This window comes from Massilia hydrophila, from assembly GCF_020208145.1.
GTDB lineage: Bacteria > Pseudomonadota > Gammaproteobacteria > Burkholderiales > Burkholderiaceae_D > Telluria > Telluria hydrophila.
The window spans coordinates 1-26411 of sequence record NZ_JAHYBX010000004.1 but is presented as its reverse complement, the minus strand read 5'-3'; the positions used below and the strand labels follow the sequence as shown (position 1 = coordinate 26411).

The window sequence follows — 26411 nt, the reverse complement described above, 5'->3', positions numbered from 1 at the left end:
GCAACAAGCTCATTTCGAGACCGACTCCCCTGTTGGAGGTTGTCCATTTGCCGGACGCACGGTGTAATGGCCGCCTTCTTCCTTTTTCAGGGAAAGTAAATCGTAAGCCTTGAGCATGTCGAGCAGTCCGGTATAGCCGAATCCTGCGGGGGTAAACTCCGGTCTAGTGCGACGCAAGTATTGCCCGAGCATACTCACGTGAACCTTCCCTTCGGGAGAGTCGCTAGCCAGCAAGGCCACCGCATCCGAGACGAATCTTGGACGCCTTCGTACAACTGGTGGTTCTCCCTTTGGCCGCGGTGTCGCATTTTGTGCGCTTGATTCGGTTACTAACGGCGTTGGCAGCCATTCGAAAAACTGGTCGCTTGCATTGCGCAGGGCGTCTGGGGTTTTCGCTTCCCCGACGATGTAGACGCTCGCTCCACGTTCATGCAGCTTACGGCACAGGTAGACGAAATCGGAATCACTGGTGACAAGGAAAAAGCAGTCAGCACGCTGGTCAAACAGGATTTCCAGCGCGTCGAGTGCCAAGGCCATGTCGGCAGTATTTTTTCCTGCTGCATATTGAAACTGCAAGCATGGAGTGAATGCAAGCGAGACTAAGGTCTCTCGCCATTTGTTGGTTAGCGTCCCATGATTTCCATAGCCCCGCCTTACTACGACACGGCCAAACCGGGCGACATTCAGCAGTGCGAACTCGACCGCGCCTGGATTCGTGTTATCGCAATCGACCAGGACGGCCACGCGGGATTCATTGTTCATCGGGACTCCAGAAAATCCAAACAACTCAGGTGCTCAATGCGCTGGTAAAGACGAGCCGGTTCCCGAACGGATCGGTGAGCGCCATGTCGCGCGAGCCCCAGGGCGTGTCCTCGATCTCCGGACGGGCGTAGCCGTAGTCCTTCGCCCTCAGCTCTGCCAGGTAGGCGTCGATGTCGCCGGTCTCGATGCGCAGCGCCGCGCCCGGACAGCAGTCGCCGTGGTGTTCGCTCAGGTGCAGGATACAGCCGCCGCGCGACACTTGCAGGTAGAGCGGCAGGCCGGGCTCGAAGCGGTGCTCCCAGTCGACCGCGAAGCCGAGAAAGCCCGCATAGAAGGCGCGCGCCTTCGCTTCGTCGAAGATGCGCAGGATGGGCGTGGCGGCGCGCAGCTCCATGTCACGCGTCCCGGGTCAGCTCGACGCCATCCACCGTCATCGTCCATTTGCCGTTCTCGCGCCGCGGCGGCTTGCTGACCACGAAGGTGGTCTTCATGAAGCGCACGCCGGCGTCGAAGTCATTGCCCTTGAAGCCCTGGAGATCCATGCTGAGATCGACCTGGCTGTTCGGCTTTGCGCGCCGGTACACGATCTTGCCTTCCTTTGTCAGGGACAGCTGCATGTCCTTGCCGTGCCAGTTGCCGACATAGGCCATCTTGTCGGCCGGGACCGGTTCGGCCCAGGCAGTAGCGGCCGCGAGCAGGCCGGCGGCCAGGAAAACAAAGGAAAAACCGCGCATGGAGGCTCCGCAGCGAAATGGTCGAATCCACAGTATTCGCATGGCGCCGCGGCTTGTCAATCCAGCCCGCATGCGCCGTGCTGCCGCAGGACAGGCCGCCAACGCTTTCATTCCCGTGCCTGCGCGCCAGCTTCAGGGGCGGCGCCTGGGCCGGAATACCGTCGTGTCGGCGTAGAAGTCCGGATCCTGTCCCGGCCACCAGCCCGGTACGCCGAGCACCGGCAGCGGCGTGAAGGCGGAGGTGGCCAGGCCTTCGCCGGCCAGCGCCTGCGCCACATGGGCGTCGAGCCAGGCGCGCTGCGCGTCCGGCGCCAGCTCCAGCACCGCGTCGGGCGCGAACATCACCCGGGTATGGGCGGTGATCGCCTTGCGCGGCGCCGCCAGCTTTTCCATCAGCGCGTGGCCGAACAGCCAGAGCCGCAGGTCGGCACCGAACATGGCGCGCCGCTCGTACAGCGCCGCATGCCACGCGTGTGCGCGCAGCGCGTCCACCAGCGCGCGGCCGGCCGCGCCCTCGCGCACCAGCAGCAGCGCCGCGTTCTCATCGAAGATGGTGGCGGCATCGCGTGCCGGCCCGCGCGATTTGCCGACGCCGGCCTGTGCGATCTGCGCTGCCTGCAGGGCGTTCAGTTGGCGCTTGATGAGCGGGAAAGTCTGCCACACCAGGCCATTGAAGAAATCGTGCAGGTTGTCGCGGGTCGGCACCTGGCCGGTGGCGCCGATGAATTCCTCGTAGGCCAGGCCCTCGGGCAGCGCTTCCTGGGGCACGAAGCGCAGCGGCAGCCCACGGTGGTTGCGCAGGCCGAGCGCATCCGCGCTGCGGTTGAATGCCTCGAGAAAATCCTCGCCCGCCAGCACCAGGCGCTGGTAGGCCGGCCGCACCGTGTCGTACCACGGGCGCGACCAGTCGATCTGCGCCAGCATGCGGCCTTACACCATCTTCCAGCCGATGGTCTCGCCAGCGTTCAGCGGGACCAGCTGGTGTTCGCCAAAGGGCACGCTCTCCGGCAGGGTCCAGGCTTCGCGCTTGAGCGTGACCGTTCCTTCATTGACCGGCAGGCCGTAGAAGGCCGGGCCGTTCAGGCTGGCGAAGGCTTCCAGCTTGTCCAGCGCGCCGGCCTGGGCGAAGGCTTCCGTATACAGCTCCATCGCGTGCAGCGCGGTGTAGCAGCCGGCGCAGCCGCAGGCGGCATATTTGGTGTGCACCGCGTGCGGCGCCGAATCGGTGCCGAGGAAGAAGCGCTCGTCGCCGCTGGTAGCGGCCGTCACCAGCGCCAGGCGGTGCTCTTCACGCTTGAGCACCGGCAGGCAGTAATAGTGCGGGCGGATGCCGCCGCGGAAGATCTCGTTGCGGTTGTACAGCAGGTGGTGGGCGGTGATGGTGGCGGCGATCGGGCCCTCGGCTTCGGCCACGTACTGGGCCGCTTCCTTGGTGGTGATGTGTTCGAACACCACCTTCAGCACCGGCATGTCGCGCCGCAGGGGACGCATGACGCGCTCGATGAAGACGGCCTCGCGGTCGAACAGGTCGATGTCGTTGTCGGTTACTTCGCCATGCACCAGCAGCGGCATGCCCACTTCCTGCATCGCTTCCAGGGCCTTGTAGCACTTCCTGAGGTCGGTCACGCCGGCATCCGAATTGGTCGTGGCGCCCGCCGGGTACAGCTTGACCGCGTGCACGAAACCGGAATCCATCGCGCGGCGGATCTCGTCCGGATCGGTATTGTCGGTCAGGTACAGGGTCATCAAGGGCTCGAAGCGCATGCCCTCCGGCAGCGCTGCCAGGATGCGCTCGCGGTAGGCGGCGGCAGCGGCCGTGGTGGTCACCGGCGGCTTCAGGTTCGGCATCACGATCGCGCGCGCGAACTGGCGCGCACTGTGCGGCAGCACGCTGGCCAGCGCCGCGCCATCGCGCAGGTGCAGGTGCCAGTCGTCCGGGCGGGTGATGGTGATGGTGTCGGGAAGTTCAATGGCAGACATGGCGGCTCTCGGATGAGGAATGGCGAATGCGGCATTTTACCGGAGCGGCCGGGCATGGTGCAGGACTGGCGGAACTACCGTGTATTTACTGACGGAAAAATTTACAGTGTGCGCTGCACCATTGCATTTAGAAAAAATTTTCCCTTGATAAACAAAGGCTTAATTTCCTGGCCTAAATTTTGCTTTTACCAAAGTGCAGGTTGATGGACGCCAATAGCTAGGCGGCCACGTCGCCCAACAATAACAATTTTGCAAACGGAAGAGAGACCAATGAAGACCCTGAAAACCCTCCTGAAAATCGTCCCCCTGCTGGCCATGGCCTGTGCCGGTTCCGCCCAGGCGCTGACGATCAACTATAACTATGCAGCCGACATGGATGCCCGTGCATTGGCGGGGTTCAAGGAAGCCGCAAAGCGCTGGTCGTCGGTACTACGCGATGACGTTCAGGTCAACCTCGACATTGGCTTCCGCCTGCTCGATCCCGGTGTACTAGGCTCGACCGGCTCCACCCGCGGCACCCTCAGCTACGCCGGCTTCCGTGAAGCGATGATCGCCGATGCGAAGAGCAGCGCCGACAAGATCGCCGTCGCCAACATGCCGAAAGGTCCGTGCATGAGCGTCATGATGAACGGTACCAACGTCAACCCGGCGGGTGCTGGCAGCGCCCAGACCTTCGTCGACAAGGACTGCGACGCCAACAACAGCACCATCCGCATGACCTGGGCCAACGCCCGTGCCCTGGGCCTGGTACCGGACAGCGACACGCGCTCGGACGGCGCGATTTCCTTCAGCACCGCGTTCGCCTGGGACTTCGATCCAACCGACGGCATCACCGCGGGCATGTTCGACTTCATCGGCGTGGCAACCCACGAGATCGGCCACGCGCTCGGCTTTGTCAGCGGCATTGACACCCTCGACCTGAACCGCGCGGGCAATTTTTCGGATGCGGTCTTCACCTACATCGCGCCGGCCGACGTGTTCCGCTGCTCGCCCGAAAGCAAGGCGGCTGGCGCTGACATCGACTGGGCTGCCGACTCGCGCACCAAGTACTTCTCGCTGGATAACTGCAATACCTCGCTGACTACCTTCTCGCTCGGCCGCACCCACGGCGACGGCCAGCAGGCCAGCCACTGGAAGGACAACCTTGGCATTGGCATCCTGGACCCGACCGCGGCGCGCGGCGAACTGCTGGCCATCAGCAGCATGGACCTGCTGCTGTTCGATGTGATCGGCTGGGACGTGTCGGTGCCGGAACCGGCATCGATCGCCCTGTTCGCCCTCGGCGCAGCGGGCCTGGCCGGCGCACGCCGCCGCAAGCAGGCCAAGCAGAGCTGATCGGCACGCTTGCGCAGTACATGACGGCGCCCCGCGGGGCGCCGTTTTGCTTGCCGAAGCAGCAGGCGAACTGGCACTTTCCAGGACTTTGCGTACACTGTTGCTCGCAATGTAAGCATGCTTGACAGCATTTCTAGCGACAAGGATACTTCCGAACTTGCTTTACCTACCAGAACCATCTGGCCGTTTCCCCCGGAACGCTCTACCAGCCAGCGGCATACCCAATCAAGCGATTTGCGACAGCGCCATCCCCTGTCGCGGGTCGTGCACAGGTCCACAAGACAGGAAGCATTATGGATAAAAAGAACCGCCTGACAACCTACATCCTGGTCGGCCTCGTGCTGGGGATCGTCGTCGGCTACTTCGCCAATATCAAGCTGGCCGATCCCGCCGGCTTTGCGGATACGATGTCGCTGATCACGACCATGTTCCTGCGACTGATCAAGATGATCATCGCGCCGCTCGTGTTCTCGACCCTGGTGGTCGGCATTGCGAAGATGGGCGATGCCAAGGAAGTGGGCCGCATCGGCGTCAAGGCCCTGGGCTGGTTCGTGATCGCCTCCGTCATCTCGCTGTCGCTGGGCCTGATCCTGGTGAACCTGTTCCGTCCGGGCGACGCCATGGCCCTGTCGGGCGCGGTGCCGCCGGTGGGCGCATCGTCGGGCATCACCACGTCCAGCCTGACCCTGAAAGACTTCATCAGCCACCTGATCCCGACCTCGATCTTCGACGGCATGGCCAAGAACGAGATCCTGCAGATCGTGGTGTTCTCGGTCTTCTTCGGCACCGCGGCAGCGGCCGTGGGCGCGCGTGCCACCCCGCTGGTCGATGCGGTGGACGGCATCGCCCACATCATGCTGAAGGTCACCGGCTACGTGATGAACTTCGCGCCGATCGCCGTGTTCGCGGCGGTGGCCGGCGTGATCGCCAAGAGCGGCCTGGGCGTGCTTTCGACCTACGGCATCTTCATGGCCGAGTTCTACCTCGGGATCATCCTGCTGTGGGTGGTCTTGATTGCGATCGGCGGCGTCTTCCTTGGCCGCCGCGTGCTGCGCCTGATCTCCGAACTGAAGGAGCCGACCATCCTGGCCTACACCTGCGCCTCGTCGGAAGCGGCCTTCCCGAAAACCCTGGAAGGCCTGGAGCGCTTCGGCGTCAAGAACCGCCTGGCCGCCTTCGTGCTGCCGATCGGCTATTCGTTCAACCTGGACGGCTCGATGATGTACTGCACCTTCGCGGCCGTGTTCATCGCCCAGGCCTATGGCATCCAGCTCGACATGGCGACCCAGATCACCATGATGCTGGTCCTGATGCTGACCTCGAAAGGCATGGCCGGCGTGCCGCGCGCCTCGCTGGTCGTCATCGCCGCCACCCTGGCCCAGTTCAATATTCCGGAAGCCGGCCTGCTGCTCCTGCTGGGCATCGACCACTTCCTGGACATGGCCCGTTCGGCCACCAACGTGATCGGCAACGGCATCGCCACCGCCGTGGTCGCGAAGTGGGAAGGCGACCTGGCCGATCCGAACAAGGATCCGGCCGTGTCGCCGCTGCGCTGACAGCGGGACCGCAGCGATTGCAGCACCGGGGCCTTCCAGCGATGGGGGGCCTTTTTCATATAACGACAACAACGAGGAGCGAGACATGAAACAGCTGTACATGGCAGGCCTGCTGGGTGCGATCGGCATGATGGGCACTGCCCAGGCGGCGACCCAGACCATCGACTGCGGCCGCCTGCTGGACGTCAGGAGCGGCGCCTGGCGCGAACGGGTCAGCGTCGTGGTGGAGAACGGCGTCGTGAAATCGGTCGGCCCGACGGCGCAGGCCGCCGCGGGCGGCGAGCGGATCGACCTGTCGCGCCACGCCTGCCTGCCGGGACTGATCGACATGCACGTGCACCTCACCAGCGAAACCGCGCCGGTGGTGGACGCCTACCGCGACCGCCTCACCGCCGACCCGCAGGACCTGGCCTTCCGCTCCGTGAAATATGCGCAGCGCACCCTGATGGCGGGTTTCACCACGGTGCGCGACCTGGGCGCGGCCGACGGCCTGAACGTCTCGCTCAAGCGCGCCATCGCGGCCGGCGAAGTGCCGGGCCCGCGCATGTTCACCGCCGGGAAGTCGATCGCCACCACCGGCGGCCACGCCGACCCGACCAACAACCTGTCGCACTTCCTGAGCGAGAAGCTGGGCGCGCCCGGTCCGGAACAGGGTGTGATCGACAGTCCCGAAGCGGGCCGCCAGGCCGTGCGCCAGCGCTACAAGGAAGGCGCAGACCTGATCAAGGTGACCGCCACCGGCGGCGTCCTGAGCCAGGCCCCGAACGGCCAGAACTCGCAGTACACCGAGGACGAGCTGAAGGCCATCGTCAGCACGGCCAAGGATTACGGCTTTCGCGTAGCGGCCCACGCCCACGGCGCCGAAGGCATGAAGCGCGCCCTGCGCGCCGGCGTCGATTCGATCGAGCACGGCACGCTGATGGACGACGAGGTGATCCAGCTGTTCAAGAAGACCGGGCACTGGTACGTGCCGACCATCTCGGCCGGCCGCTACGTGGCTGACAAGGCCAGGGATCCGAACTACTATTCGGCCCTGGTGCGCCCGAAGGCGGCCGCCATCGGCCCGCAATTGCAGGCCACGTTCGCGCGCGCCCACAAGGCCGGCGTGAAGATCGCCTTCGGCACCGATGCCGGCGTGTTCCCGCACGGCGAGAATGCCAAGGAATTCGGCTACATGGTCGAAGCCGGCATGACGCCGGTGGAAGCGATCCGTTCGGCCACCCTGCACGCGGCCGCCCTGCTCGACCAGGGCAAGCGCCTCGGTTCGGTGGAACCAGGCTTCGCGGCCGACATCGTGGCCGTCGAAGGCGATCCGCTGGGCGACGTGAAGCTGCTCGAGCAGGTGAAGTTCGTCATGAAGGACGGCGTGGTCTACAAGAAGCCGTAATTCAGCTGTCACGGGCGGCCCGCCATGCGCGGCCGCCCCTTGTTTTTCCAAGGAGAGTCCGATGTTCCAAAAATCCCGGCACGCTGCGGCGGCGCTGTTCGCCATGCTGTTCCTGTTCACCGCCGCGGTCCACGCGCAAACCGCGAGGCTGCCCAGGGTGAGCATCCTCGCCACCGGCGGCACCATCGCCGGCACCGGCGCCACCAGCACCACCACGGTCGGCTATACGGCCGCCACCGTGGGCGTGCAGGCGCTGATCGCGGCCGTGCCGGAGATCGCCAAGGTCGCCCAGGTCAGCGGCGAGCAGGTGTTCCAGATCGCCAGCGAGAACATGGGCAACGAGCACTGGCTGGTGCTGGCCAAGCGCGTCAATGCCCTGCTGGCCCAGCCGGACGTGGACGGCATCGTCATCACCCACGGCACCGACACGCTGGAAGAGACGGCCTATTTCCTGAACCTGGTGGTCAAGAGCCGCAAGCCGGTGGTGCTGGTCGGTTCGATGCGCCCGTCCACCGCGCTGTCGGCGGACGGTCCGATCAACCTGTACAACGCGGTCAACCTGGCCGGCTCCCCAAGCGCCGTGGGCAAGGGCGTGCTGGTCGCGATGAACGACCAGATCCACGCGGCGCGCGATGTCACCAAGTCGAACACCACCACCGCCGACACCTTCCGCACGACGGAACTGGGGATGATCGGCTACATCCAGGGCGGCAAGCCCTATTTCTACCGCGAGGTCATGCGCAAGCACACGGCGGACACCGAGTTCGACGTGTCGAAGCTGGATGTGCTGCCGCAGGTCGACGTGGCCTACGCGTATGCCAACGTGGGCGACGTGGCGGTGAAGGCGCTGGTGGCAAGCGGCGCCAAAGGGCTGGTGCATGCGGGTGTCGGCAACGGCAGCCTGCCAGCGAAAACCAAGCCGGCGCTCATCGCGGCGCGCGAAAAGGGGGTCGTGATCGTGCGCGCGGCGCGCGTGGGACAGGGCATCGTGGCGCGCAATGGCGAGGCGAACGACGACCAGCTGGACTTCGTGGTGGCCGATACGCTGAGCCCGCAGAAGGCGCGTATCCTGTTGATGCTGGCGCTGACCAGGACGAGCAGCACCAAGGACATCCAGCGGATGTTCTATACCTACTGATTTTCCGATGATGACGGCTGGTTGACCGCGTAGGCAGGGAACCTGTCCACCCTACGCGCAGTGGTCTACCGTAGGGTGGGCGGGTCGCCCGCCCACGCGTTCAACCGGCGGCCGCATCCTGCATCACTTCGCGATCTCCAGCGGCGGCGACGCCAGCTCCTCATCCGGCCGCGCCAGCTGCCGTTCCCACATCTGCGCATACAGCCCGCGCGCCGCGAGCAGGGACCCGTGCGTGCCGCGTTCCACGATGCGCCCGTGATCGAGCACGATGATCTGCTGCGCATCCGCGATGGTCGACAGCCGGTGCGCAATGACCAGGGTGGTGCGGTCCTTCGCGATCTCCTTCAACTGGGCCTGGATCGCCTGCTCCGACTTTGAATCCAGCGCCGACGTCGCCTCGTCGAAGATCAGGATCGCCGGGTTCTTCAGCAGGGTCCGTGCGATCGCCACGCGCTGCTTCTCGCCGCCCGACAGCTTCAGGCCGCGCTCACCCACCATGCTGGCATAGCCATCCGGCAGGCTTTCGATGAAATCGTGGATCGAGGCCGCGCGCGCCGCCGCCACGATCTCATCAATCGAAGCGCCCGGCCGGCCATAGGCGATGTTGTATTCGATCGTGTCGTTGAACAGCACCGTATCCTGCGGCACGATGCCGATCGCGGCGCGCAGCGACCCCTGCGTGATGTCGCGCAGGTCCTGGCCATCGATGCGGATCGCCCCGCCGTTCACGTCATAGAAGCGGAACAGCAGGCGCGACAGGGTCGACTTGCCCGAGCCGCTGTGGCCCACCACCGCGGTGGTGGTCCCGGCGGGAATCGTGAAGTCGACATCGAACAGGATCTGGCGCTTCGTTTCGTAGCTGAACTCCACGTGTGAAAACTCGACCCGCGCGCCCTGCGCCACCAAAGGCCGGGCATGCGGGCTGTCGGCCACTTCGCGGTTCTGGTCGAGCAGCGAGAACAGGCGCTCCATGTCGGCCAGGCTCTGCTTGATCTCGCGGTAGATCACGCCCAGGAAATTCAGCGGGATGTACAGCTGGATCATGAAGGAGTTCACCAGCACCAGGTCGCCCAGGGTCATGGTGCCCGCGATCACGCCCTCGGTGGCGCGCCACAGGATCAGGGTGACGGCGGTGGCGATGATCAGCGACTGGCCCGTGTTCAGGAAGGACAGCGAGGTCTGCGAACGCACCGCCGCGTTCTCGAAGCTCTGCAGGCCCTGGTCGTAGCGTTTCGCTTCGTATTCCTCGTTGCCGAAGTATTTCACGGTCTCGTAGTTGAGCAGCGAATCGATGGCCTTGGTGCTGGCCTTCGAATCGAGCTCGTTCATCGTGCGCCGGAAGTGGGTACGCCATTCGGTCACGATCACGGTGAAGGCGATGTAGCTGGCCAGCGCCACCACCGTGATGATGCTGAACCAGACGTCGTAGTTGAGCACCAGGTAGCCCAGCACCAGCGTGATCTCGACCAGGGTCGGCAGCACGTTGAACAGCGAATACGAGATCAGGGAATTCACGCCGCGCGTGCCGCGTTCGATGTCGCGTGTCATGCCGCCGGTCTGGCGGTTCAGGTGGAAGCGCAGCGACAGTGCGTGCAGGTGGCGAAACACTTTCAGTGCAATGGTCCGGACGGCGCGCTGGGTCACGCGCGCGAACAGGAACTCGCGCAACTCGGTAAACAGGGTGGTCGACAGGCGCAGCAGCCCATAGGCCACCAGCGCGCCGAGCGGCAGCACCAGCAGCGCATGCGGATCCTTGGGGTCGATCGCGAGCCCGTCGATCAGCTGCTTGAGCACCAGCGGCACGCCGACGTTGGCCAGCTTGGCGCCGATCAGCGCCCCGAGCGCGGCCAGCACGCGCCACTTGTAGACCCACAGGTAAGGAAACAAGGTACGCAAGGTGGCCCAGTCGTTGCGGGGCACGCCCTTCGCATCGGGCGGTAATGGTACGGTACTGGCGGAAGTGCGTCGCATGGCAGGGCTGGGGGATTTATGGTTCAATTCGGGACGATTGTAGCTTTTACCGAGAAAACAAGATGACCACGTCCCAGAATCCCGCCCCGACCGCTCCGCCAGCTCCGACCCGCCTGCCGCAGGGCAAGATGCCCGAACTGCGGGTGATGCCCGCGCCGTCCGATGCGAACGTGTACGGGGACGTGTTCGGCGGCTGGATCATGGCCCAGGTCGACGTCGCCGGCTCGCTGCCGGCAACCCGCCGCGCGAATGGCCGCGTGGCGACCATTGCCGTGAATTCCTTCCTGTTCAAGCAGCCGGTGTTCGTGGGCGACCTGCTGTCCTTCTATGCCGAGATCGTCAAGGTCGGGAATACCTCGATCACGGTGTGCGTCGAAGTCTATGCCGAACGTAATCGCCTGCAGTCGGACGTGGTGAAGGTGACCGAAGCGCAGCTGACCTATGTCGCCACCGGCCCGGACCGCAAGCCGCGCCAGCTGCCACCGCTCGATTCGCTCATCTCGCACCAATAAGCATGCCGGGCGGGCGCCGGCTGTTCCTGCTCGACGCCGCGCGCCTGTCGAGCGTGCTGGCAGGCGCCAGCCTGGGCGCCTGTGCCGCGTCCACCAAGGGCCCCTACCCCTTCAGCCTTGGCGTCGCCTCCGGCTCGCCGCTACCGGATGCCGTCATCCTCTGGACCCGCATCCTTGCCGATCCGCTCAAGGCCGAAGAAACGCCGCCGGTAGCGCTGCGCGTGCGCTGGGAAGTCGCGCACGACGAAGCCTTCCGCGACATCGCGGCAAAAGGCACGGCGGTGGCGACGCCGCACCTGGCGCACAGCGTCCACGTGGACGTGACCGGCCTGGCGCCCGGCCGCTGGTACTGGTACCGCTTCATGCTGGGCGACGCCGTCAGCCCGGTCGGCCGCACCCGGACCGCGCCGCCGCGCGACGAACTGCCCGCGCGCCTGAAGCTGGCTGTCGCCTCCTGCCAGCACTGGGAATTCGGCAGCTACGCCGCGCACCGCCACATCGCCCAGGCCGCGCCCGATCTGGTGGCCTTCCTGGGCGATTACATCTACGAGTGGGGCCCCTACCACCTGCGCCATCCGGCGCGGGTGGCGCGCACGGACGAATCGTTCACACTAGCGGACTACCGCAAGCGCTATGCGCAATACAAGAGCGATCCGGACCTGCAGGCCGCCCACCATGCGGCGCCCTGGATCGTCACCTGGGACGATCATGAAGTGGGCAACGACTATGCCGGCCTGCGCGACGAGCGCCTGGCCCCGGACTTCGCCACGCGCCGCGCGAGCGCCTACCAGGCCTTTTACGAACATATGCCGCTGCGCCTGCCGCAGGTGAGGCGCGACGGCTTTGCCAGCGTGCCGCTGTTCCAGCGTTATGACTGGGGCCGCCTGGCGCGGCTGCACGTGCTGGACGACCGCCAGTACCGCTCGCCGCAAGCCTGTCCCAAGTCCGCCGCCCGGGGCGGCTCGAACGCCGTGTTCGCGCGCGCCTGCGCAGCGCTGCGCGATCCGCGCCGCACCATGCTGGGGCCGGAGCAGGAAGCCTGGCTGGAGTCGGGGCTGGCCACGGCGCGCGCACACTGGAACATCCTGGCCCAGCAGACCCTGATGGCGCAGTCGAGCAGCGTGCCGGTGCTGGCGCCGCAGGACGGGCGCTTCTGGACCGACGGCTGGGATGGCTACCCGGTGGCGCGCAAGCGCCTGCTCGACGCCATCGCCAGGCAGGGCGCCCGCAATCCGCTGGTGCTGGGCGGCGACGTGCATTGCTTCTACGCGAATGCGCTGCGGCCGGATTTTTCGCGTCCGCCGTCCAAGCAGAATCCGGTGGTGGCGACCGAGTTCGTGGGCACCTCGGTCACCTCGAACTCGCGCCCACAGGCGCGCACCGAGGCGCACGTGGCGAACAACCCGCACATGCTGTACGGGCGCAGCGACAGGCGCGGCTACATGCTGCTGGAGCTGACGCCGAAGGAAACCGTGACGCGCTTCATGGGACTGGACGATATCCGCAACGCCAAGTCGGCCATCGCGGAACTGGCGGCGTTCCGCGTGGCCGACGGGGTGGCGGGCGCGGAGCGCCTCGCTTAGGTGCTAGCGCCGTAGACCGAAGCGGCGCGCCAGCGGCAGCGCGGCGCCGACAACCAGCCCGACCATGACGCAGCGGACCACGGCCTGCCCCGTCTCGCCGAGCGGATAGCCGATGCTGCCCAGGCCGCGCACGATCGCCCCGGCGAGGACGCCACCGATGAAGGCGAAAAACGCGACCAGCAGCACCAGCTTGATGAACTGGCGCACACCGCCCTCCTTCGTATCCTTGCTCATGCTGTCCTCTTCAGGCGTTCTGTTTGTCGTCGCGCAGCTCGCGCCGCAGGATCTTGCCGACGTTGGTCTTCGGCAGCGTCTCGCGGAACTCCACGTACTTCGGCCGCTTGTAGCCCGTGAACTGTTCCTTGCAGTAGGCCACCACGTCGTCGCTGGTGAGGGCAGCGTCCTTCTTCACGATGTAGAGCTTGACCGCCTCGCCCGAATGCTTGTCCGGCACGCCCACGCAGGCCACTTCCAGCACGCCCGGCATCGCCGCCACCACGCCTTCGATCTCGTTCGGGTAGACGTTGAAGCCCGACACCAGGATCATGTCCTTCTTGCGGTCGACGATGCGGGTGTAGCCTTTCTCGTCCATGATGCCGACGTCGCCGGTCTTGAAGAAACCGTCCGGCGTCATGACCTTGGCCGTCTCGTCGTCGCGCTGCCAGTAGCCGGCCATCACCTGCGGGCCGCGCACGGCGATCTCGCCGGCGGTGCCGAACGGGACTTCCTGGCCGGCTTCGTCCAGGATGCGGATCTCGGTCGAGGGCAGCGGCAGGCCGATGGTGCCGGTGAACTCGGTAATGTCGCAGCGGTTGGCGGTAACCACCGGCGACGTCTCGGACAGGCCGTAGCCTTCGACGATCGGGGTGCCGGTGATGGCCAGCCACTTGTCGGCCACCGCCTTCTGCACCGCCATGCCGCCGCCCGGGCACAGCATCAGGCCCGAGAAGTCGAGCTGGGCAAAGTCGGGATTGTTCACCAGGCCGTTGTACAGGGTATTCACGGCCGGGAACACGTTGATGCGGTAGTCCTTCAGTTCCTTCACGAAGCCCGCGATGTCGCGCGGGTTCGGGATCAGGAGGTTCATGCCGCCCACGCGCAGGCCGAGCAGCGCACACACGGTCAGCGCATAGATGTGGTACAGGGGCAGCGCGCACACGAACTGGGGCTGCTCGCCGGCCGGCATCCTGCGCAGCGTCGGGCCGAACCAGGCTTCGTTCTGCAGCACGTTGGCGATCACGTGCCGGTGCAGCAGCACCGCGCCCTTCGACACGCCGGTGGTGCCGCCGGTGTACTGCAGGAAGGCGATGTCGTCGTGGCCGATGGCGACCGGCTTCAGGGTGGCGCCTGCGGCGTCCGACAGCATGCGCTTGAAGCCTACCGATCCCGGCAGCGACCAGGCCGGCACCATCTTCTTGACCTTGCGTACCACCAGGTTGACCAGCATGCCCTTCACGCCGCCCAGCAGGTCGCCCATGCTGGCCACCACCACGTGCTTGACCTGGGTGTGCTGCACGACCTGCTCCAGCGTGTGCGCGAAGTTCTCCAGCACCACGATCGCTTCGGCGCCCGAGTCGACCAGCTGGTGCTGCAGTTCGCGCGGCGTGTACAGCGGATTGACGTTGACGATCACGTAGCCGGCGCGCAGCACGGCGGCCATGGTTACCGGATACTGCAGCACGTTGGGCAGCATGATGGCCACGCGCGCGCCGGGTTTCAGTCCCTTGGCCTGGAGCCAGGCGGCCATCCGGCTTGACAGGCGGTCCAGTTCGGCGAAAGTCAGGGTCTTGCCCATGCATGCGTAGGCCTTGCGGTCGGCATGCTTGCGGAATGCCTCCTCTAGCAGGTGCGTCAGGGAGCGGTACTGGGTCGGATCGATTTCCGTAGCGACGCCTTCCTCATACGACTTGAGCCAAAACTTGTCCATCCGTGCCTCACCTTCCGTGTTCTCTTGCTGTGTCCATAAAAAACGCGAAGCCGCCCGGGACGCGGGCGGCTTCGACGGGCCGGCAACCGTGCCAGCCATCATGCTGCCATCAGGCGGTGGTTTCCGCCTGCTTCTCGTCCCGCAATGCGCGCCGCAGGATCTTGCCGACGTTGGTCTTCGGCAGCTCGTCGCGAAACTCGATGTACTTCGGTTTCTTGTAGCCAGTGAACTGCTGCTTGCAGTAGTCCATCAGCTGCTCGGCCGTGAGGTTCGGATCCTTGCGCACCACGAATACCTTCACCGCTTCGCCGGAATGCTCGTCCGGCACGCCGATCACGGCGCATTCCAGCACGCCCGGGTGGCCGGCGATCACGCCTTCCAGCTCGTTCGGATAAACGTTGAAACCCGAGACCAGGATCATGTCCTTCTTGCGGTCGACGATCTTCACGTAGCCGTTCTCGTCCATGATGCCGACGTCGCCCGACTTGAAGAAACCGTCCGGCGTCATGACCTTGGCCGTTTCGTCCGGGCGGTTCCAGTAGCCGGCCATCACCTGCGGGCCGCGGATCGCGATCTCGCCGATCTGGCCAATGCCCATCGGCTTGCCTTCGTCGTCCAGGATCGCGATGTCGGTGGACGGGATCGGCAGGCCGATGGTGCCGGTGAATTCCTTCACGTCGGCGCGGTTGCAGGTAGCCACCGGCGCGGTCTCCGACAGGCCGTAGCCCTCGATGATCGCGGTGCCCGTGACCTGCTTCCATTTGTCGTTGACCGCCTTCTGCACCGCCATGCCGCCGCCGTTCGAGACCTTCAGGCCCGAGAAGTCCACGCTGCCGATGTCCGGGTGGTTCACCAGGGCGTTGTACAGCGTGTTCACCGCCGGCAGCATGTTGATCTTGTACTTGCGCAGCTCCTTGATGAAGCCTGGGATGTCGCGCGGGTTCACGATCAGGATGTTCAGCGCCCCGGTACGCATGCCCCACATGGCGCAGGCCGTCAGCGCGAAGATGTGGTACAGCGGCAGCGCGCACACGATCACGGTCTGTTCGCTGGACTGCCCCATCGCCGGTTTCGACCATTCCTCGGTCTGCAGCACGTTGGCGATCACGTTGCGGTGCGTCAGGGTCGCGCCCTTCGATACCCCGGTGGTGCCGCCGGTGTACTGCAGGAAGGCGACATCCGACGAGGCCGGCTCGACCCGGCTGAACGGCATCTTCGCGCCCTGCGCCAGGGCGTCCTTGAAGCGCACCATGTTCGGCAGCGAGTATTCCGGCACCATCTTCTTGACGCTACGCACCACGAAGTTGACCAGCATGCCCTTGGCGCCGCCGAGCATCTCGCCCATGCTCGCCACCACCACATGCTTGAGCGGGGTCTTGCCCATCACCTGCTGCACCGTGTGCGCGAAGTTCTCGAGCACGATAATCGCCTCGCTGCCCGAGTCCTTGATCTGGTGCTCGAGCTCGCGCGGCGTGTACAGCGGATTGACGTTGACCACCGTGTAGCCGGCACGCAGCACGGCCGCGATCGCGATCGGGTACTGCAGCACGTTCGGCATCATGATCGCCACGCGCGCGCCGCGCGCCATGCCACGGCTCTGCAGCCAGCCGGCCAGCTTCTTCGAGTAGGCATCCAGCTCGCCATAGGTCAGGAACTTGTCCATGCAGACGTAGGCGTTGCGGCTGGCATATTTGCTGAAGGATTCCTCCAGCAGGTGCACCAGTGACGCGTACTGGTCCGGGTTGATCTCGGTTGGTACGTTCGGGGGGTACGACTTCAGCCAGATTTTGTCCATCGGATGCCCTTTTTGTCTCGAATGTTATCGTTGTGGGGGCGCGCGAAGCTTGCGCCTTTGCTATCGCCTTTTGTGATGCTATCGGGCAGCGGCAATGCGCGCAAGTTCTTTTAAGTCGATTGGAACGTGTCCTCTATCCGGGCTTATTTCCCCAAATCGGCGACCTCGCCCATGGTGCGCTGCACCACCAGCGGCGCGCTCGGCGCCGGCGCCGCCAGCCTGGTCAATACACGGTGGCGGTCGGCCTTGTCCAGACTGGCCAGCTGGTTCACGGCCTTGTAAAAGGCGGGCCAGCTGCGCTCCTTGCGCAACAGGGCGCGAAAGGCCGGCACGAAGTCGTTATAGGTGGCGATCGAGGCCAGGTGGGCGTTCGACAAGGGCTCGGCAAAGAAGCGGTCATAGCCCGCATAGCCGCCCCAGTTCGCCTTGAGCACCTGATAGTCGTCCTTCAGCGCAATGAACAGGCGTGCCTTGGTCGCGCGCTTGTCCTCGCGGCTGGCGGCGCCGGCATAGAGTTTCTCCAGCTCGCCGCGGTAGCGTACCAGCAGCGCCATGAAATCCTTCTTGCGCGCCGTGTAGCGTTCAAAGGCCTCGACCATGGCCGGGTTGCCGAAGCGCTCCAGCCAGCCCTCGACGCCGGCCTGCTCCACCGCGGTGGCGAAGGATTCGTTGAACTTCGAATCGCCCGGCGCGTACACGACCTGGTGCGCCAGTTCGTGGAAGATCAGGCGCGCCAGCTCGGCATCCGGATAGTGGATGAAGGTCGAGATCAAGGGATCGCTGAACCAGCCCAGGGTCGAATACGCGCTGACGCCGCCGACTTCCACGTCGTGGCCCTGGGCGCGCAGCTCGCGCGCATAGGCCTGGGCCTGGTCCTTGCTGTAGTAGCCGCGGTAGTTCACGCAGCCGGCCACCGGGAAGCACCACTGCATGGGTTTCAGCGACAGCTCGGGCGTGGCCACCACGTTCCACAGCACGTAGGGGCGCTTCAGGTTGGTGAAATTGGTATAGCTGCCATTGTCGGGCAGCTTCAGCTCCTGGATCGCGTAGCGGCGGATCTGGCGCGCCGCCTCCAGGCGGTGGCGCAGGGTCGGCTTCGTTGCGGGATCGGCCAGCCAGTCATCGATCGGACGGGAATCCGTCAGCAGTTCGAGCTGGCCCTGGGCGGCCTGGGTGTAGTAGGAAAGGGATGAGCAGCTTGACAACATCAGGGCCGCGCTAGCGGCGGCCACGATGTGGCGCAGGGACATGGACCCCAGGGTCCGGGACAGTCTAGTGGTGGAGTTCATCTCGCATCGGCGGTGCGGCCTGTTCGACCTGCACCAGGGTGTCGTAGAAAGTGGGCGCCCGGCCCATGTCGGTCAAGCGCTGGCTGGTCACTTCGTTCGCGTTCTTGCCGTCGCTGGCGAGTTTCTTCCACCAGATCGACAAGCCCACCACCAGCCCTTCGCGCGCCTTGTCGGTGACGCGTGCACGGGCGACGAACGAGCCGCGGTCGTTGAAGATACGCGCCATGTCGCCGTGCCGGATGCCGCGGCGGGCGGCATCGTTCGGGTGCATGTCGAGGTGCGGCTCGCCCTCTGTTGCGCGCAAACTTTGTACGTTGACAAAGGTTGAGTTGAGGAAGTTCCTCGCCGGAGGAGAAATCATCGCCAGCGGATATTTCCTGGCCAGCTCGGGATTGGAAGCGGCCGATTCATAAGGAGGAATATAGGCGGGCACCGGGTCCAGCCCGTCACGTGCCATGCTGCTCGAATAGAACTCGCACTTGCCGGACGGGGTCGGGAAGCCGCCTTCGGCGAACGGCGCCTCCGGCATCTCCAGTTTCTGCCAGCCCCGCTTCTTCAGCGACTCCCAGTCGAAGTGCACCGCGCGCTCGTGGCGCCGATCAAAAGCCTGGGCAGCCAGTTCATCGTCGGTCTCCCTGAAACAGGGATCGTCGAAACCCATGCGCGCGGCCAGCAGGCGGAAGACTTCGGTATTCGGCTTGGCTTCGCCCACCGGCGCGATCGCCGCATTGTTGGCCATCATGTACAGGTGGCCATAGGCCAGGTGCGCATCGACGTGCTCGAGCTGGGTGGTGGCCGGCAGCAGGATGTCGGCATAGTCGGCGCTGTCGGTCTGGAAGTGTTCCAGCACTACGGTGAACAGGTCTTCGCGTTCGAAGCCCTGCTGTACTTTGGCGGAATCGGGAGCGATCGCCAGCGGGTTGGCGTTGTACACGATCACGGCTTCGATCTTCGGGCCGAAGTCCGGCGACGACTCCCTGAGCAGGTCATCGCCGATGGTGGTCATGTTGATGGTGCGCACATTGCGCCCACCCAGCAGGTCCGGTCGCTGCAGGGCCGTCCGGTTGGCCGGGAACGAGCCGGAGGTGGACAGCTGCACGCCGCCCGCCTTGTGGCGCCAGGCCCCGACCAGGGCCGGCAGGCAGGCGATGTTGCGCACCGCCATTCCGCCGCCGTGCACGCGCTGCAGGCCGTAGTTCATGCGGATCACCGCACCTTCGCCGCTCCTTGCCGTCTGGCCGTAGAGGCGCGCCAGCGCCACCACTTCGTCCGTCGTGATGCCGCAGGTCGCGGCGGTGCGCTCGGGCGTCCATTCCAGAGCGCGCTCCCGCAGCTCCTCGTAGCCCAGCGTGTACCTGGACACGTAGTCGTGGTCGACCAGGTCTTCCTGGATCAGCACGTGCATCAGGCCCAGCGCCAGCGCGGCGTCGGTGCCGGGCAGCAGGGCGATGTGCTGGTGGCACTTCTCGGCCGTCAGGGAGCGGTAGGGATCGATCGCGACCAGTGTCGCGCCGCGGCGCTTCGCTTCCTGCACGCGCATCCACAGGTGCAGGTTGGACGCGATCGGATTGCCGCCCCAGATCAGGATCAGCTTGGCATCCTGGAAATGCTCGATGTCGGTGCCGATCGCGCCGCCCACCGTGTACCTGTAGCCGGTGGCGCCGGCCGTGGCGCAGATGGTGCGGTCCAGCAGCGAAGCGCCCAGCTTGTTGAAGAAGCGCAGGGACATCGAATCGCCCTGCACCAGGCCCATCGTCCCGGCATAGCTGTAGGGCAGGATGGCCTGCGGATCGCGCGCGGCGATGCCGCCCAGGCGCGTGGCGATCTCGTCGATCGCTTCGCTCCAGCTGATGCGTTCGAACTTCCCTTCTCCCTTGCGGCCGACGCGGCGCATCGGGTACAGCACCCGGTCCGGGTGGTAGGTACGCTCGACATAGCGCGAGACCTTGGTACACAGCACGCCGGCGGTGGTCGGATGCTCCGGATCGCCTTTCACTTCCGTGGCCACGCCATCGTCGACGGTGACGAGGATGGCGCAGGTATCGGGGCAATCGTGGGGGCAGGCGGCGCGGACTTGTGTGACTGGCATGGGCGGGAAAAAATGGGGAAAATACTTCGTCAAACCAATACTTTATCCGATTCCGCCGCCCTTCGTGCCCCCTCTTTCATCGACTGTTTAAGGCAGGCTACAATGATTCAAAGCCTGCAATGCAAGCATGACAAAAAAGGGAGAGACAGATGAAACTCGTGGAACCGATCCTTTCGCATCAAGCGGAACTGCAAGCGATCCGGCGCGACCTGCATGCGCATCCGGAACTGTGCTACGAAGAGCAGCGCACCGCCGACGTGGTCGCGGCGCGCCTGACGGAATGGGGCATTCCGGTCGTGCGTGGACTGGGCGTGACCGGCGTGGTCGGCATTGTCAAGAACGGTGCTTCGCCGCGCGCGATCGGGCTGCGCGCCGACATGGACGCCTTGCCCATGCAGGAGATCAACGGCTTCGACCATGCTTCGCGCCATCCGGGCAAGATGCACGCCTGCGGCCACGACGGCCATACGGCCATGCTGCTCGGCGCCGCCCGCCACCTGGCGCAGCACCGCAACTTCGACGGCACCGTCTACCTGATCTTCCAGCCCGCCGAGGAAGGCGGTGGCGGCGCACGGCGCATGATGGACGATGGCCTGTTCACCCAGTTCCCGATGGAGGCGGTGTACGGCATGCACAACTGGCCGGGCATCCCGGAAGGACATTTCGGCGTCGTGCCGGGGCCGATGATGGCTTCCAGTAACGAGTTTCGCGTGACGGTGCGCGGCAAGGGGGCGCACGCGGCCCAGCCGCACCGCGGCATCGACCCGGTGATGGTGGCGGTACAGATCGCGCAGGCCTGGCAGACCATCGTGTCACGCGAAAAGAACCCGCTCGAATCGGCGGTGCTGTCGATCACCCAGATCCACGCGGGCAGCGCCACCAATGTCATTCCAGACACGGCGGAACTGGTGGGCACCGTGCGCACCTTCTCGACCGCCGTGCTAGACCTGATCCAGCGCCGCATGGAAGAAATCGCCACGGGCGTGGCGGCGGCGTTCAATGCCTCGGTGGACTTCGGCTTCAAGCGCAACTACCCGCCGCTGGTCAACCATCCGGAGCAGACTGCGTTCGCCATCGAGGCGATGCGGGCGGTGGCCGGGGCCGAGCGCGTGGATACGAACGTGGAGCCGACCATGGGGGCGGAAGATTTCGCCTTCATGCTGCACGAGAAGCCGGGCTGCTATGTCTTCATCGGCAATGGCGATGGGGCGCACCGCAGCGGCGGACATGGGCTCGGGCCGTGCCAGCTGCACAACACGAGCTATGACTTCAACGACAAGCTGCTGCCGATCGGGGCGAGCTACTGGGTGCGGCTGGTGGAGATGCGCCTGCCGATGGCGTGACCTTGTAGCGTGGACGGGTGTTTGGCTGCTGGCTGAACGCGTGGGCAAGGAACCTGCCCACCCTACGGGAGCTGGTCTGTCATGTTTCCGAGCCGGATGCCCGGATTCATCCCTTCCAGTGCCAGCAGCGCGGCCGCATGGTCCGCCGCTGGCACCACATCCTCGATCGTCTCGTACTGCCGCGTCACCAGTTCGGTTACCGGCAAATGCAGGCCAGCGCCGGCGGCGGCCGCCAGCACGTTGCGCAGGTCCTTGAGCTGGGTCTTGACCTGGCCGCCCGGCACGAAATTGCGCTCCAACATGCGCTGCCCATGCACGTCCAGGATCCGGCTGCCGGCAAAGCCGCCGCGGATCGCTTCGCGCACGGCCGCCGGGTCGGCGCCGGCGGCCTGGGCCAGCAGCAGGGCTTCCGCCACCACGTTCAGGGTGGCGCCGACGATCAGCTGGTTGCACAGCTTGGCCACCTGGCCGCTGCCCACGGGGCCGACGCGCTGAGGCCGGCCCAGCGCCTCCAGGATGTTGACCACTTGGTCAAAATCCTCGGATGCGGCGCCCGCCATGATCGCCAGGGTACCGGCCTCGGCCCCGCCGACGCCGCCCGAAACCGGCGCATCGATGAAGCGGCAGCCGCCCTCCGCCAGCAGCGCCTGGAAAGCCAGCGCCTCGTCCTGGCGCGTCGAGCTCATGTCGATCCAGAGCGTACCCGGCGTCAGTGCTGGCAGCGCGGCGCGCATCACCTCTCCCACCGCGGGTCCCGCTTCGAGCATGGAGAGAACGCACTGCGCGCCCTGCACCGCCTGGGCCAGGTCCGCCACCGGCTGCACTCCGCTGGCGCGCAGCGCCTCCGCCCTGGCGGGGTTGCGGTTCCAGGCGCGCAGGCCGAAGCCGGCCTGGGCCAGGCGCGTGGCCATTGGCCTTCCCATCAGGCCGATGCCGAGGAAGGCCAGCGTGTGCATCAGAACAGGCCGAGGAACTTCTTGACGGTGTTCTTGCGGCCCGGGACGACCAGGTCGGTCACCCCCTTGGCGTTGAAGCCGTCGAGCAGGGCCGGGAAGCCCTTGCGCTTGACCAGGGCCAGCTCGGCTTCGTAGAGCGGCACCACGCAATGGAAATAGATGTCCTTGCCTTCCTGTTCGAGGGCGGCGAAGGCTTCCGGCGCCGACGCCGGTGGCAGCAGGATGGCCCCGGTGAAGCCGACGCCCTGCGCATACGGCTTGGCCGGATGGCCGTTTGGCAGCGTGTGGCCAAGGCCGAGCCAGGTCGCGTGCTGGTGCGGGTAGTGGGCCAGGTGGCGCAGCAGGGCCACCGGCCAGAACCAGCGCTCGTCGCGCACCGAAGCCTCGTCCAGTTTCCAGTCGGCGGGCAGTGCCATCATCAGTTCGGCGAAGGGCGGCGCGCCTTCCGGCACGCGCATCGGACGGCTGCTCATGCCCGAGGTCACCAGCCGCGTGAAGGGCGTGTGCGCATTGGCCGGGATCACATGGATATCGACCTGCACCGGATCCGCGACCGTGTCGTGGAACACGGTGTCGATCCGGCCGAGGTGGGCGGCAATGTGCTCGGCAACAGGATCATGCGGCAAGACGGTGGGGGCCACTTGCTGCTGGGTCGGGGCGGCAAGTGGGTACAAGGGGGTGCTGGTCGGTTCGGTCATGCGGATCGTGGAATAGGAAGTGCGCACTGCGGGGCATCTATCATACCGTCGCGGCAGCGCAAGGTGGCGAACAACGCCCATGTGTACTCGCTAGTACAATAACGCACCGCACAATATTTCGGTTTTGTTAAGAAAGAACAACATGTCCACTGTGAAAAACATTGCTGGCATTGCCACTATGCTTGCGACCGTTTTCTGCGCCCCGGCCGCCCACTCGCAGGCCCTTGGCGGCTGGGCCGATTCCGCGTCCTTCGAGTTCGGCACCAATCCCCAGCAGCGCATGCTGCGTCTCGCGGTCCAGAAGGACTGGGAGCGGCGCTGGTTCGCCGGCAATGGCCACCACCTGTCGGGCTACTGGGAAACCAACCTGGCCCTGTGGCGCCTGCGCGCCTACGAGAACGTCCCGGGCCGCCACAAGAACATTGTCGTGCTCGGCTTTACGCCGGTGTTCCGCTACCAGAGCGACAGCAAGCTCGGCCTGTACGGCGAGATCGGCGTCGGCGTCAACCTCTTGTCCACCCTGTACAAGAACGAGGACAAGGTACTATCCACCGCCTTCCAGTTCGGCGACCACATCGGTGTCGGCTACACCACCGCCAAGTGGGACTTCGGCCTGAAGTTCCAGCATTATTCGAACGCCAGCATCAAGAGTCCGAACGCGGGCGCCAACTGGATCGTGGCCAAGGCGGCTTACCGCTTCTGACCGCCTCGTGCCGGGCGTGGCATGGTGGCGATTTATGACACAATCGGGCCAGGGCAGGTCGCCTGGCCTGCCGGTTTCATGAGGCACGATTGACCGATCCCAGTACCATCAAACGCTATCTGCCGTGGCTTGTCGCGACTGCCCTGTTCATGGAGCAGCTCGACGCCACCATCGTCAACACCGCCATTCCCAGTATCGCGGCCAGCCTGCAGGTCACGCCGCTGAGCCTGAAATCGGTGGTCACCAGCTACATCCTCGGCCTGGCGGTCGGCATCCCCCTCAGCGGCTGGATGGCGGACCGCTTCGGCACGCGGCGCGTCTTCTTCATCGCCATCACCGTCTTTACCATCGCCTCGGTGCTGTGCGGCCTGTCGCTGGATGCGCAGATGATGACCGCCGCGCGTTTGCTGCAGGGGCTGGGCGGCGCCATGATGATGCCGGTCGGCCGCCTGGCGATCGTGCGCACCTTTCCCAAGAACGAGCTGCTGGGAGCGATGAACTTCGTGATCATTCCGGCGTTGATCGGGCCGCTGCTGGGGCCGACGGTCGGCGGGCTGATCGTCCACTGGACATCCTGGCGCGTGATCTTCTTCGTCAACGTACCGGTTGGCCTGGGCGCGCTCTACCTGGTCTGGAAGCACATGCCGGATTACCAGGGACATGAAAGACGTCCGCTCGACGTGCTCGGCCTGCTCCTGTTCAGCAGCGGCACGGCCATCCTTTCCTGGCTGCTGGAAGTGTTCGGCGAGCATTCGCTCGACCTGCTGACGGCCGGGCTGCTGCTGGCGCTCTCGGTCGGGCTGCTGGGTGCGTATGCCTGGCACGCACTGCGTATCCGCCATCCGCTGCTGCGCCTGACGCTGTTCAAGGTGCGCACCTTCCGCATTTCGGTGGCCGGCGGCTTCCTGACGCGCCTGGGCGTGGGCGGCCTGCCCTTCCTCCTGCCCCTGCTCTACCAGCTGGGCCTGGGCCTGCCGGCCTGGCAGTCGGGTCTCTTGATGATGCCCGCCGCGCTGGCCGCGATGGGCATGAAGATGTTCGCGCCGCGGCTGCTGGCCCGCTTCGGCTACCGCAACATCCTGACCGCGAACACGGTCTGCATCGGCCTGACGATCGCCATGTTCATGCTGGTCGGGCCGGGTACGCCCTTCTACGTGATCGTCGCGATCAGCCTGGCGCAGGGCTTCTTCAATTCGCTGCAGTTCTCCAGCATGAACACCCTGGCCTACGCCGACATCGAGCCTGGCGACTCGAGCATGGCCAGCACGATGTCGAGCTCCTTCCAGCAGCTGTCGATGAGCTTCGGCCTGGCCGCCGGTTCGATCGTCACCGCCTGGTTCCTGGGACCGGTGGCGCAGGACAACCGGGAAGCGGTGGCGCAAGCCCTGCACCATGGCTTCGCGACGCTGGCAGCGCTGACCCTGCTCTCCTCGGGGATCTTCTGGCGTCTGCGCAGCAACGACGGGGACAGCATCAGCCGCGGTCAGGTCAAGGCCAAGGAAGCAGAGCCGGTCACCAGCGAAGGCGTGTGAAGCATCACGCTGCCAGGCAGGCCCCGCTCTTGCCCGCGTCCAGCGGAATCGGGACGCCCGGTTTCTCGACATGGTAATAGAGCGACACGATCTTCCAGCCTTCTTCGTCACGGTACAGCTGGATGCTGTTCACGCCCGTGTAGTCGGCCTTTTCCGCCTGCGGATCGCGGCGCGTTTCGACGACGCTGTACACGGTTGCGAAGCGGTCGTATTGCCTGACTTCACGCACGACTTCGCATTCGTAGAAACCGTGCGGCCGTGGCTGGCGCTGGCCGGCCACGAAATCGGTCGCCTTCATGGCAGTGAACACCGGCTTGTCCTGGCGATAGACACCACCGGCTACCACCGCGTCTGGACGAAACAGGCGTTGCAGGCGGTCGGCGTCGGCCGCCACACCTGGTGCGTGACTAGATGCCCGCCATAGCTCGGCCACGGCTGCAGCGGGCGTGTCGGCGGCGCAAGCGTAGGGTGGAACCAAGGCAAAGACGACAGCGGCGAGGTAACGCATGGGCGTGCCTGAAGTAGGAAACTGTGCAGTATAAAACAATTGTATAAAGAAAAAGCCCGCAGAGCGGGCTGGTGAAAAGCTGAGGGCACTTCAATGTCGGCCGCGCCCCCGGCCGTCACGCCAGTCACGGCGTGGATGGTATCCACGTCCGTCTCGCCAACCATGGTCGCCTCGGTAATAGCGCGGACTGCTGTAGTAGCCCAAGCCAAGGTTGAGTTCGACCGGAGGGCCGACGTAGCTGGAGTAGCCGTTGCCTCCGTAGTAGGGATCATATCCGGCGTAAGGCGGACCATAGACGGCACAGCCGCCAAGTCCCGCTGCCAGCAGCAATACGGCGGCACACCGTTTCAACAATACTGCGCTTTGCGTAAGCATGATCAAGGCCCTCTGATGGGAAACTTCAATTCAGTCTAGCCCGGGGGAGTGTCTTTTCAACCAAAGTTACGTTTGCTAACTTCCCTACCCGCGAAGATGATTATCTGACCGCAAAGCAAAAAAACCCCGCAGAGATCACCCTGCGGGGTTTTTCATATAACTAGCCTGACGATAACCTACTTTCACACTGGTTGCAGCACTATCATCGGCGCAAAGTCGTTTCACGGTCCTGTTCGGG

At 65.2% G+C, this 26411-nt stretch carries 23 protein-coding genes; 9 read left to right on the top strand and 14 right to left on the bottom strand.

Annotation, left to right across the window (positions count from 1 at the left end; all coding sequences use genetic code 11):
- Window positions 1–9: 9 nt before the first annotated feature.
- The 5 genes from LE190_RS12075 to pyrC form a co-directional block, all read right to left on the bottom strand.
- Window positions 10–762 (bottom strand): NYN domain-containing protein, encoded by a 753-nt coding sequence (locus LE190_RS12075; protein WP_225238933.1) that lies wholly within the window; start codon window positions 760–762, stop codon window positions 10–12.
- A gap of 25 nt (window positions 763–787) precedes the next feature.
- The gene (locus LE190_RS12070; protein WP_225238932.1) at window positions 788–1156 is read right to left on the bottom strand and encodes a glyoxalase superfamily protein; all 369 of its coding nucleotides are present in this window, start codon (window positions 1154–1156) and stop codon (window positions 788–790) included.
- Between the two features lies 1 nt (window position 1157).
- Window positions 1158–1496, bottom strand: a complete 339-nt coding sequence (locus tag LE190_RS12065) for a hypothetical protein (RefSeq protein WP_225238931.1) — start codon at window positions 1494–1496, stop codon at window positions 1158–1160.
- Window positions 1497–1628: 132 nt separating this feature from the next.
- Window positions 1629–2420, bottom strand: a complete 792-nt coding sequence (locus tag LE190_RS12060; RefSeq protein WP_225238930.1) for a DUF3025 domain-containing protein — start codon at window positions 2418–2420, stop codon at window positions 1629–1631.
- 6 nt (window positions 2421–2426) lie between these two features.
- Window positions 2427–3476 carry a dihydroorotase gene (pyrC, locus tag LE190_RS12055; RefSeq protein WP_225238929.1) on the bottom strand — a complete coding sequence of 350 codons (1050 nt, stop codon included), beginning with the start codon at window positions 3474–3476 and terminating at the stop codon, window positions 2427–2429.
- A gap of 270 nt (window positions 3477–3746) precedes the next feature.
- Here pyrC and LE190_RS12050 point away from each other — a divergent pair, with 270 nt between their 5' ends.
- The 4 genes from LE190_RS12050 (at window position 3747) to LE190_RS12035 (ending at window position 8892) form a co-directional block, all read left to right on the top strand.
- The gene (locus LE190_RS12050) at window positions 3747–4811 is read left to right on the top strand and encodes an NF038122 family metalloprotease (protein WP_225238928.1); all 1065 of its coding nucleotides are present in this window, start codon (window positions 3747–3749) and stop codon (window positions 4809–4811) included.
- Between the two features lie 293 nt (window positions 4812–5104).
- Window positions 5105–6367 (top strand): dicarboxylate/amino acid:cation symporter, encoded by a 1263-nt coding sequence (locus LE190_RS12045; protein ID WP_225238927.1) that lies wholly within the window; start codon window positions 5105–5107, stop codon window positions 6365–6367.
- 85 nt (window positions 6368–6452) lie between these two features.
- The gene (locus LE190_RS12040) at window positions 6453–7754 is read left to right on the top strand and encodes a metal-dependent hydrolase family protein (protein WP_225238926.1); all 1302 of its coding nucleotides are present in this window, start codon (window positions 6453–6455) and stop codon (window positions 7752–7754) included.
- Between the two features lie 103 nt (window positions 7755–7857).
- Complete coding sequence (locus LE190_RS12035; protein WP_225239151.1) at window positions 7858–8892, top strand: type II asparaginase; 1035 nt, start codon at window positions 7858–7860, stop codon at window positions 8890–8892.
- 123 nt (window positions 8893–9015) lie between these two features.
- Here the strand turns inward: LE190_RS12035 and LE190_RS12030 are convergent, their stop codons facing one another.
- Window positions 9016–10863 (bottom strand): ABCB family ABC transporter ATP-binding protein/permease, encoded by a 1848-nt coding sequence (locus tag LE190_RS12030; RefSeq protein WP_225238925.1) that lies wholly within the window; start codon window positions 10861–10863, stop codon window positions 9016–9018.
- Between the two features lie 62 nt (window positions 10864–10925).
- Here LE190_RS12030 and LE190_RS12025 point away from each other — a divergent pair, with 62 nt between their 5' ends.
- Window positions 10926–11375: an acyl-CoA thioesterase gene (locus LE190_RS12025; protein ID WP_225238924.1), complete on the top strand. Its 450-nt coding sequence runs from the start codon at window positions 10926–10928 to the stop codon at window positions 11373–11375.
- 2 nt (window positions 11376–11377) lie between these two features.
- Window positions 11378–12958: an alkaline phosphatase D family protein gene (locus LE190_RS12020; protein WP_225238923.1), complete on the top strand. Its 1581-nt coding sequence runs from the start codon at window positions 11378–11380 to the stop codon at window positions 12956–12958.
- A 3-nt stretch (window positions 12959–12961) separates the two neighbouring features.
- Here LE190_RS12020 and LE190_RS12015 read toward each other — a convergent pair whose 3' ends face one another.
- The 5 genes from LE190_RS12015 to LE190_RS11995 all read right to left on the bottom strand — a co-directional run bounded on the left by LE190_RS12015 (window position 12962) and on the right by LE190_RS11995 (window position 20058).
- Window positions 12962–13192: a hypothetical protein gene (locus tag LE190_RS12015; protein ID WP_225238922.1), complete on the bottom strand. Its 231-nt coding sequence runs from the start codon at window positions 13190–13192 to the stop codon at window positions 12962–12964.
- Between the two features lie 10 nt (window positions 13193–13202).
- Entirely contained in the window at window positions 13203–14885 is a 1683-nt protein-coding gene (locus LE190_RS12010) for a long-chain-fatty-acid--CoA ligase (RefSeq protein WP_225238921.1), read from the bottom strand.
- Between the two features lie 109 nt (window positions 14886–14994).
- Entirely contained in the window at window positions 14995–16680 is a 1686-nt protein-coding gene (locus tag LE190_RS12005; protein ID WP_225238920.1) for a long-chain-fatty-acid--CoA ligase, read from the bottom strand.
- 143 nt (window positions 16681–16823) lie between these two features.
- Window positions 16824–17930, bottom strand: coding sequence for an aminopeptidase (locus tag LE190_RS12000; protein WP_225238919.1), 1107 nt, complete (start codon window positions 17928–17930; stop codon window positions 16824–16826).
- A 22-nt stretch (window positions 17931–17952) separates the two neighbouring features.
- Window positions 17953–20058 carry a molybdopterin-containing oxidoreductase family protein gene (locus LE190_RS11995; protein ID WP_225238918.1) on the bottom strand — a complete coding sequence of 702 codons (2106 nt, stop codon included), beginning with the start codon at window positions 20056–20058 and terminating at the stop codon, window positions 17953–17955.
- Window positions 20059–20207: 149 nt separating this feature from the next.
- On the opposite strand from LE190_RS11995, the gene LE190_RS11990 reads away from it, so the two are divergent.
- Window positions 20208–21401, top strand: coding sequence for a M20 aminoacylase family protein (locus tag LE190_RS11990; RefSeq protein ID WP_225238917.1), 1194 nt, complete (start codon window positions 20208–20210; stop codon window positions 21399–21401).
- Between the two features lie 62 nt (window positions 21402–21463).
- Here the strand turns inward: LE190_RS11990 and LE190_RS11985 are convergent, their stop codons facing one another.
- The gene (locus tag LE190_RS11985; RefSeq protein WP_225238916.1) at window positions 21464–22357 is read right to left on the bottom strand and encodes an NAD(P)-dependent oxidoreductase; all 894 of its coding nucleotides are present in this window, start codon (window positions 22355–22357) and stop codon (window positions 21464–21466) included.
- A complete protein-coding gene (locus LE190_RS11980) occupies window positions 22357–23055 on the bottom strand; it encodes a suppressor of fused domain protein (protein WP_225238915.1) in 699 nt (232 codons plus the stop codon). Before LE190_RS11980 ends, LE190_RS11985 begins: the two co-directional genes overlap by 1 nt.
- A 178-nt stretch (window positions 23056–23233) precedes the next feature.
- On the opposite strand from LE190_RS11980, the gene LE190_RS11975 reads away from it, so the two are divergent.
- Both LE190_RS11975 and LE190_RS11970 read left to right on the top strand, forming a co-directional pair.
- Entirely contained in the window at window positions 23234–23758 is a 525-nt protein-coding gene (locus LE190_RS11975; protein WP_225238914.1) for an acyloxyacyl hydrolase, read from the top strand.
- 89 nt (window positions 23759–23847) lie between these two features.
- Entirely contained in the window at window positions 23848–25290 is a 1443-nt protein-coding gene (locus LE190_RS11970) for a DHA2 family efflux MFS transporter permease subunit (RefSeq protein ID WP_225238913.1), read from the top strand.
- Window positions 25291–25294: 4 nt separating this feature from the next.
- Here LE190_RS11970 and LE190_RS11965 read toward each other — a convergent pair whose 3' ends face one another.
- Window positions 25295–25798 (bottom strand): nuclear transport factor 2 family protein, encoded by a 504-nt coding sequence (locus LE190_RS11965; RefSeq protein ID WP_225238912.1) that lies wholly within the window; start codon window positions 25796–25798, stop codon window positions 25295–25297.
- Between the last annotated feature and the right edge of the window lie 613 nt (window positions 25799–26411).

Excerpts from the sequence above, each read along its gene's own strand:
- LE190_RS12010 (WP_225238921.1), bottom strand. The coding sequence starts at position 14,885 with ATGGACAAGTTTTGGCTCAAGTCGTATGAGGAAGGCGTCGCTACGGAA.
- LE190_RS12030 (WP_225238925.1), bottom strand. The coding sequence starts at position 10,863 with ATGCGACGCACTTCCGCCAGTACCGTACCATTACCGCCCGATGCGAAG.
- LE190_RS12035 (WP_225239151.1), top strand. The coding sequence starts at position 7,858 with ATGCTGTTCCTGTTCACCGCCGCGGTCCACGCGCAAACCGCGAGGCTG.
- LE190_RS11995 (WP_225238918.1), bottom strand. The coding sequence starts at position 20,058 with ATGCCAGTCACACAAGTCCGCGCCGCCTGCCCCCACGATTGCCCCGAT.
- LE190_RS11990 (WP_225238917.1), top strand. The coding sequence starts at position 20,208 with ATGAAACTCGTGGAACCGATCCTTTCGCATCAAGCGGAACTGCAAGCG.
- LE190_RS12015 (WP_225238922.1), bottom strand. The coding sequence starts at position 13,192 with ATGAGCAAGGATACGAAGGAGGGCGGTGTGCGCCAGTTCATCAAGCTG.
- LE190_RS11980 (WP_225238915.1), bottom strand. The coding sequence starts at position 23,055 with ATGACCGAACCGACCAGCACCCCCTTGTACCCACTTGCCGCCCCGACC.
- LE190_RS12045 (WP_225238927.1), top strand. The coding sequence starts at position 5,105 with ATGGATAAAAAGAACCGCCTGACAACCTACATCCTGGTCGGCCTCGTG.
- LE190_RS12065 (WP_225238931.1), bottom strand. The coding sequence starts at position 1,496 with ATGCGCGGTTTTTCCTTTGTTTTCCTGGCCGCCGGCCTGCTCGCGGCC.
- LE190_RS12060 (WP_225238930.1), bottom strand. The coding sequence starts at position 2,420 with ATGCTGGCGCAGATCGACTGGTCGCGCCCGTGGTACGACACGGTGCGG.
- LE190_RS11985 (WP_225238916.1), bottom strand. The coding sequence starts at position 22,357 with ATGCACACGCTGGCCTTCCTCGGCATCGGCCTGATGGGAAGGCCAATG.
- LE190_RS11975 (WP_225238914.1), top strand. The coding sequence starts at position 23,234 with ATGCTTGCGACCGTTTTCTGCGCCCCGGCCGCCCACTCGCAGGCCCTT.
- LE190_RS12075 (WP_225238933.1), bottom strand. The coding sequence starts at position 762 with ATGAACAATGAATCCCGCGTGGCCGTCCTGGTCGATTGCGATAACACG.
- LE190_RS12005 (WP_225238920.1), bottom strand. The coding sequence starts at position 16,680 with ATGGACAAAATCTGGCTGAAGTCGTACCCCCCGAACGTACCAACCGAG.
- LE190_RS12025 (WP_225238924.1), top strand. The coding sequence starts at position 10,926 with ATGACCACGTCCCAGAATCCCGCCCCGACCGCTCCGCCAGCTCCGACC.
- LE190_RS12070 (WP_225238932.1), bottom strand. The coding sequence starts at position 1,156 with ATGGAGCTGCGCGCCGCCACGCCCATCCTGCGCATCTTCGACGAAGCG.
- LE190_RS12000 (WP_225238919.1), bottom strand. The coding sequence starts at position 17,930 with ATGTCCCTGCGCCACATCGTGGCCGCCGCTAGCGCGGCCCTGATGTTG.
- LE190_RS12040 (WP_225238926.1), top strand. The coding sequence starts at position 6,453 with ATGAAACAGCTGTACATGGCAGGCCTGCTGGGTGCGATCGGCATGATG.
- LE190_RS12020 (WP_225238923.1), top strand. The coding sequence starts at position 11,378 with ATGCCGGGCGGGCGCCGGCTGTTCCTGCTCGACGCCGCGCGCCTGTCG.
- LE190_RS11965 (WP_225238912.1), bottom strand. The coding sequence starts at position 25,798 with ATGCGTTACCTCGCCGCTGTCGTCTTTGCCTTGGTTCCACCCTACGCT.
- pyrC (WP_225238929.1), bottom strand. The coding sequence starts at position 3,476 with ATGTCTGCCATTGAACTTCCCGACACCATCACCATCACCCGCCCGGAC.
- LE190_RS12050 (WP_225238928.1), top strand. The coding sequence starts at position 3,747 with ATGAAGACCCTGAAAACCCTCCTGAAAATCGTCCCCCTGCTGGCCATG.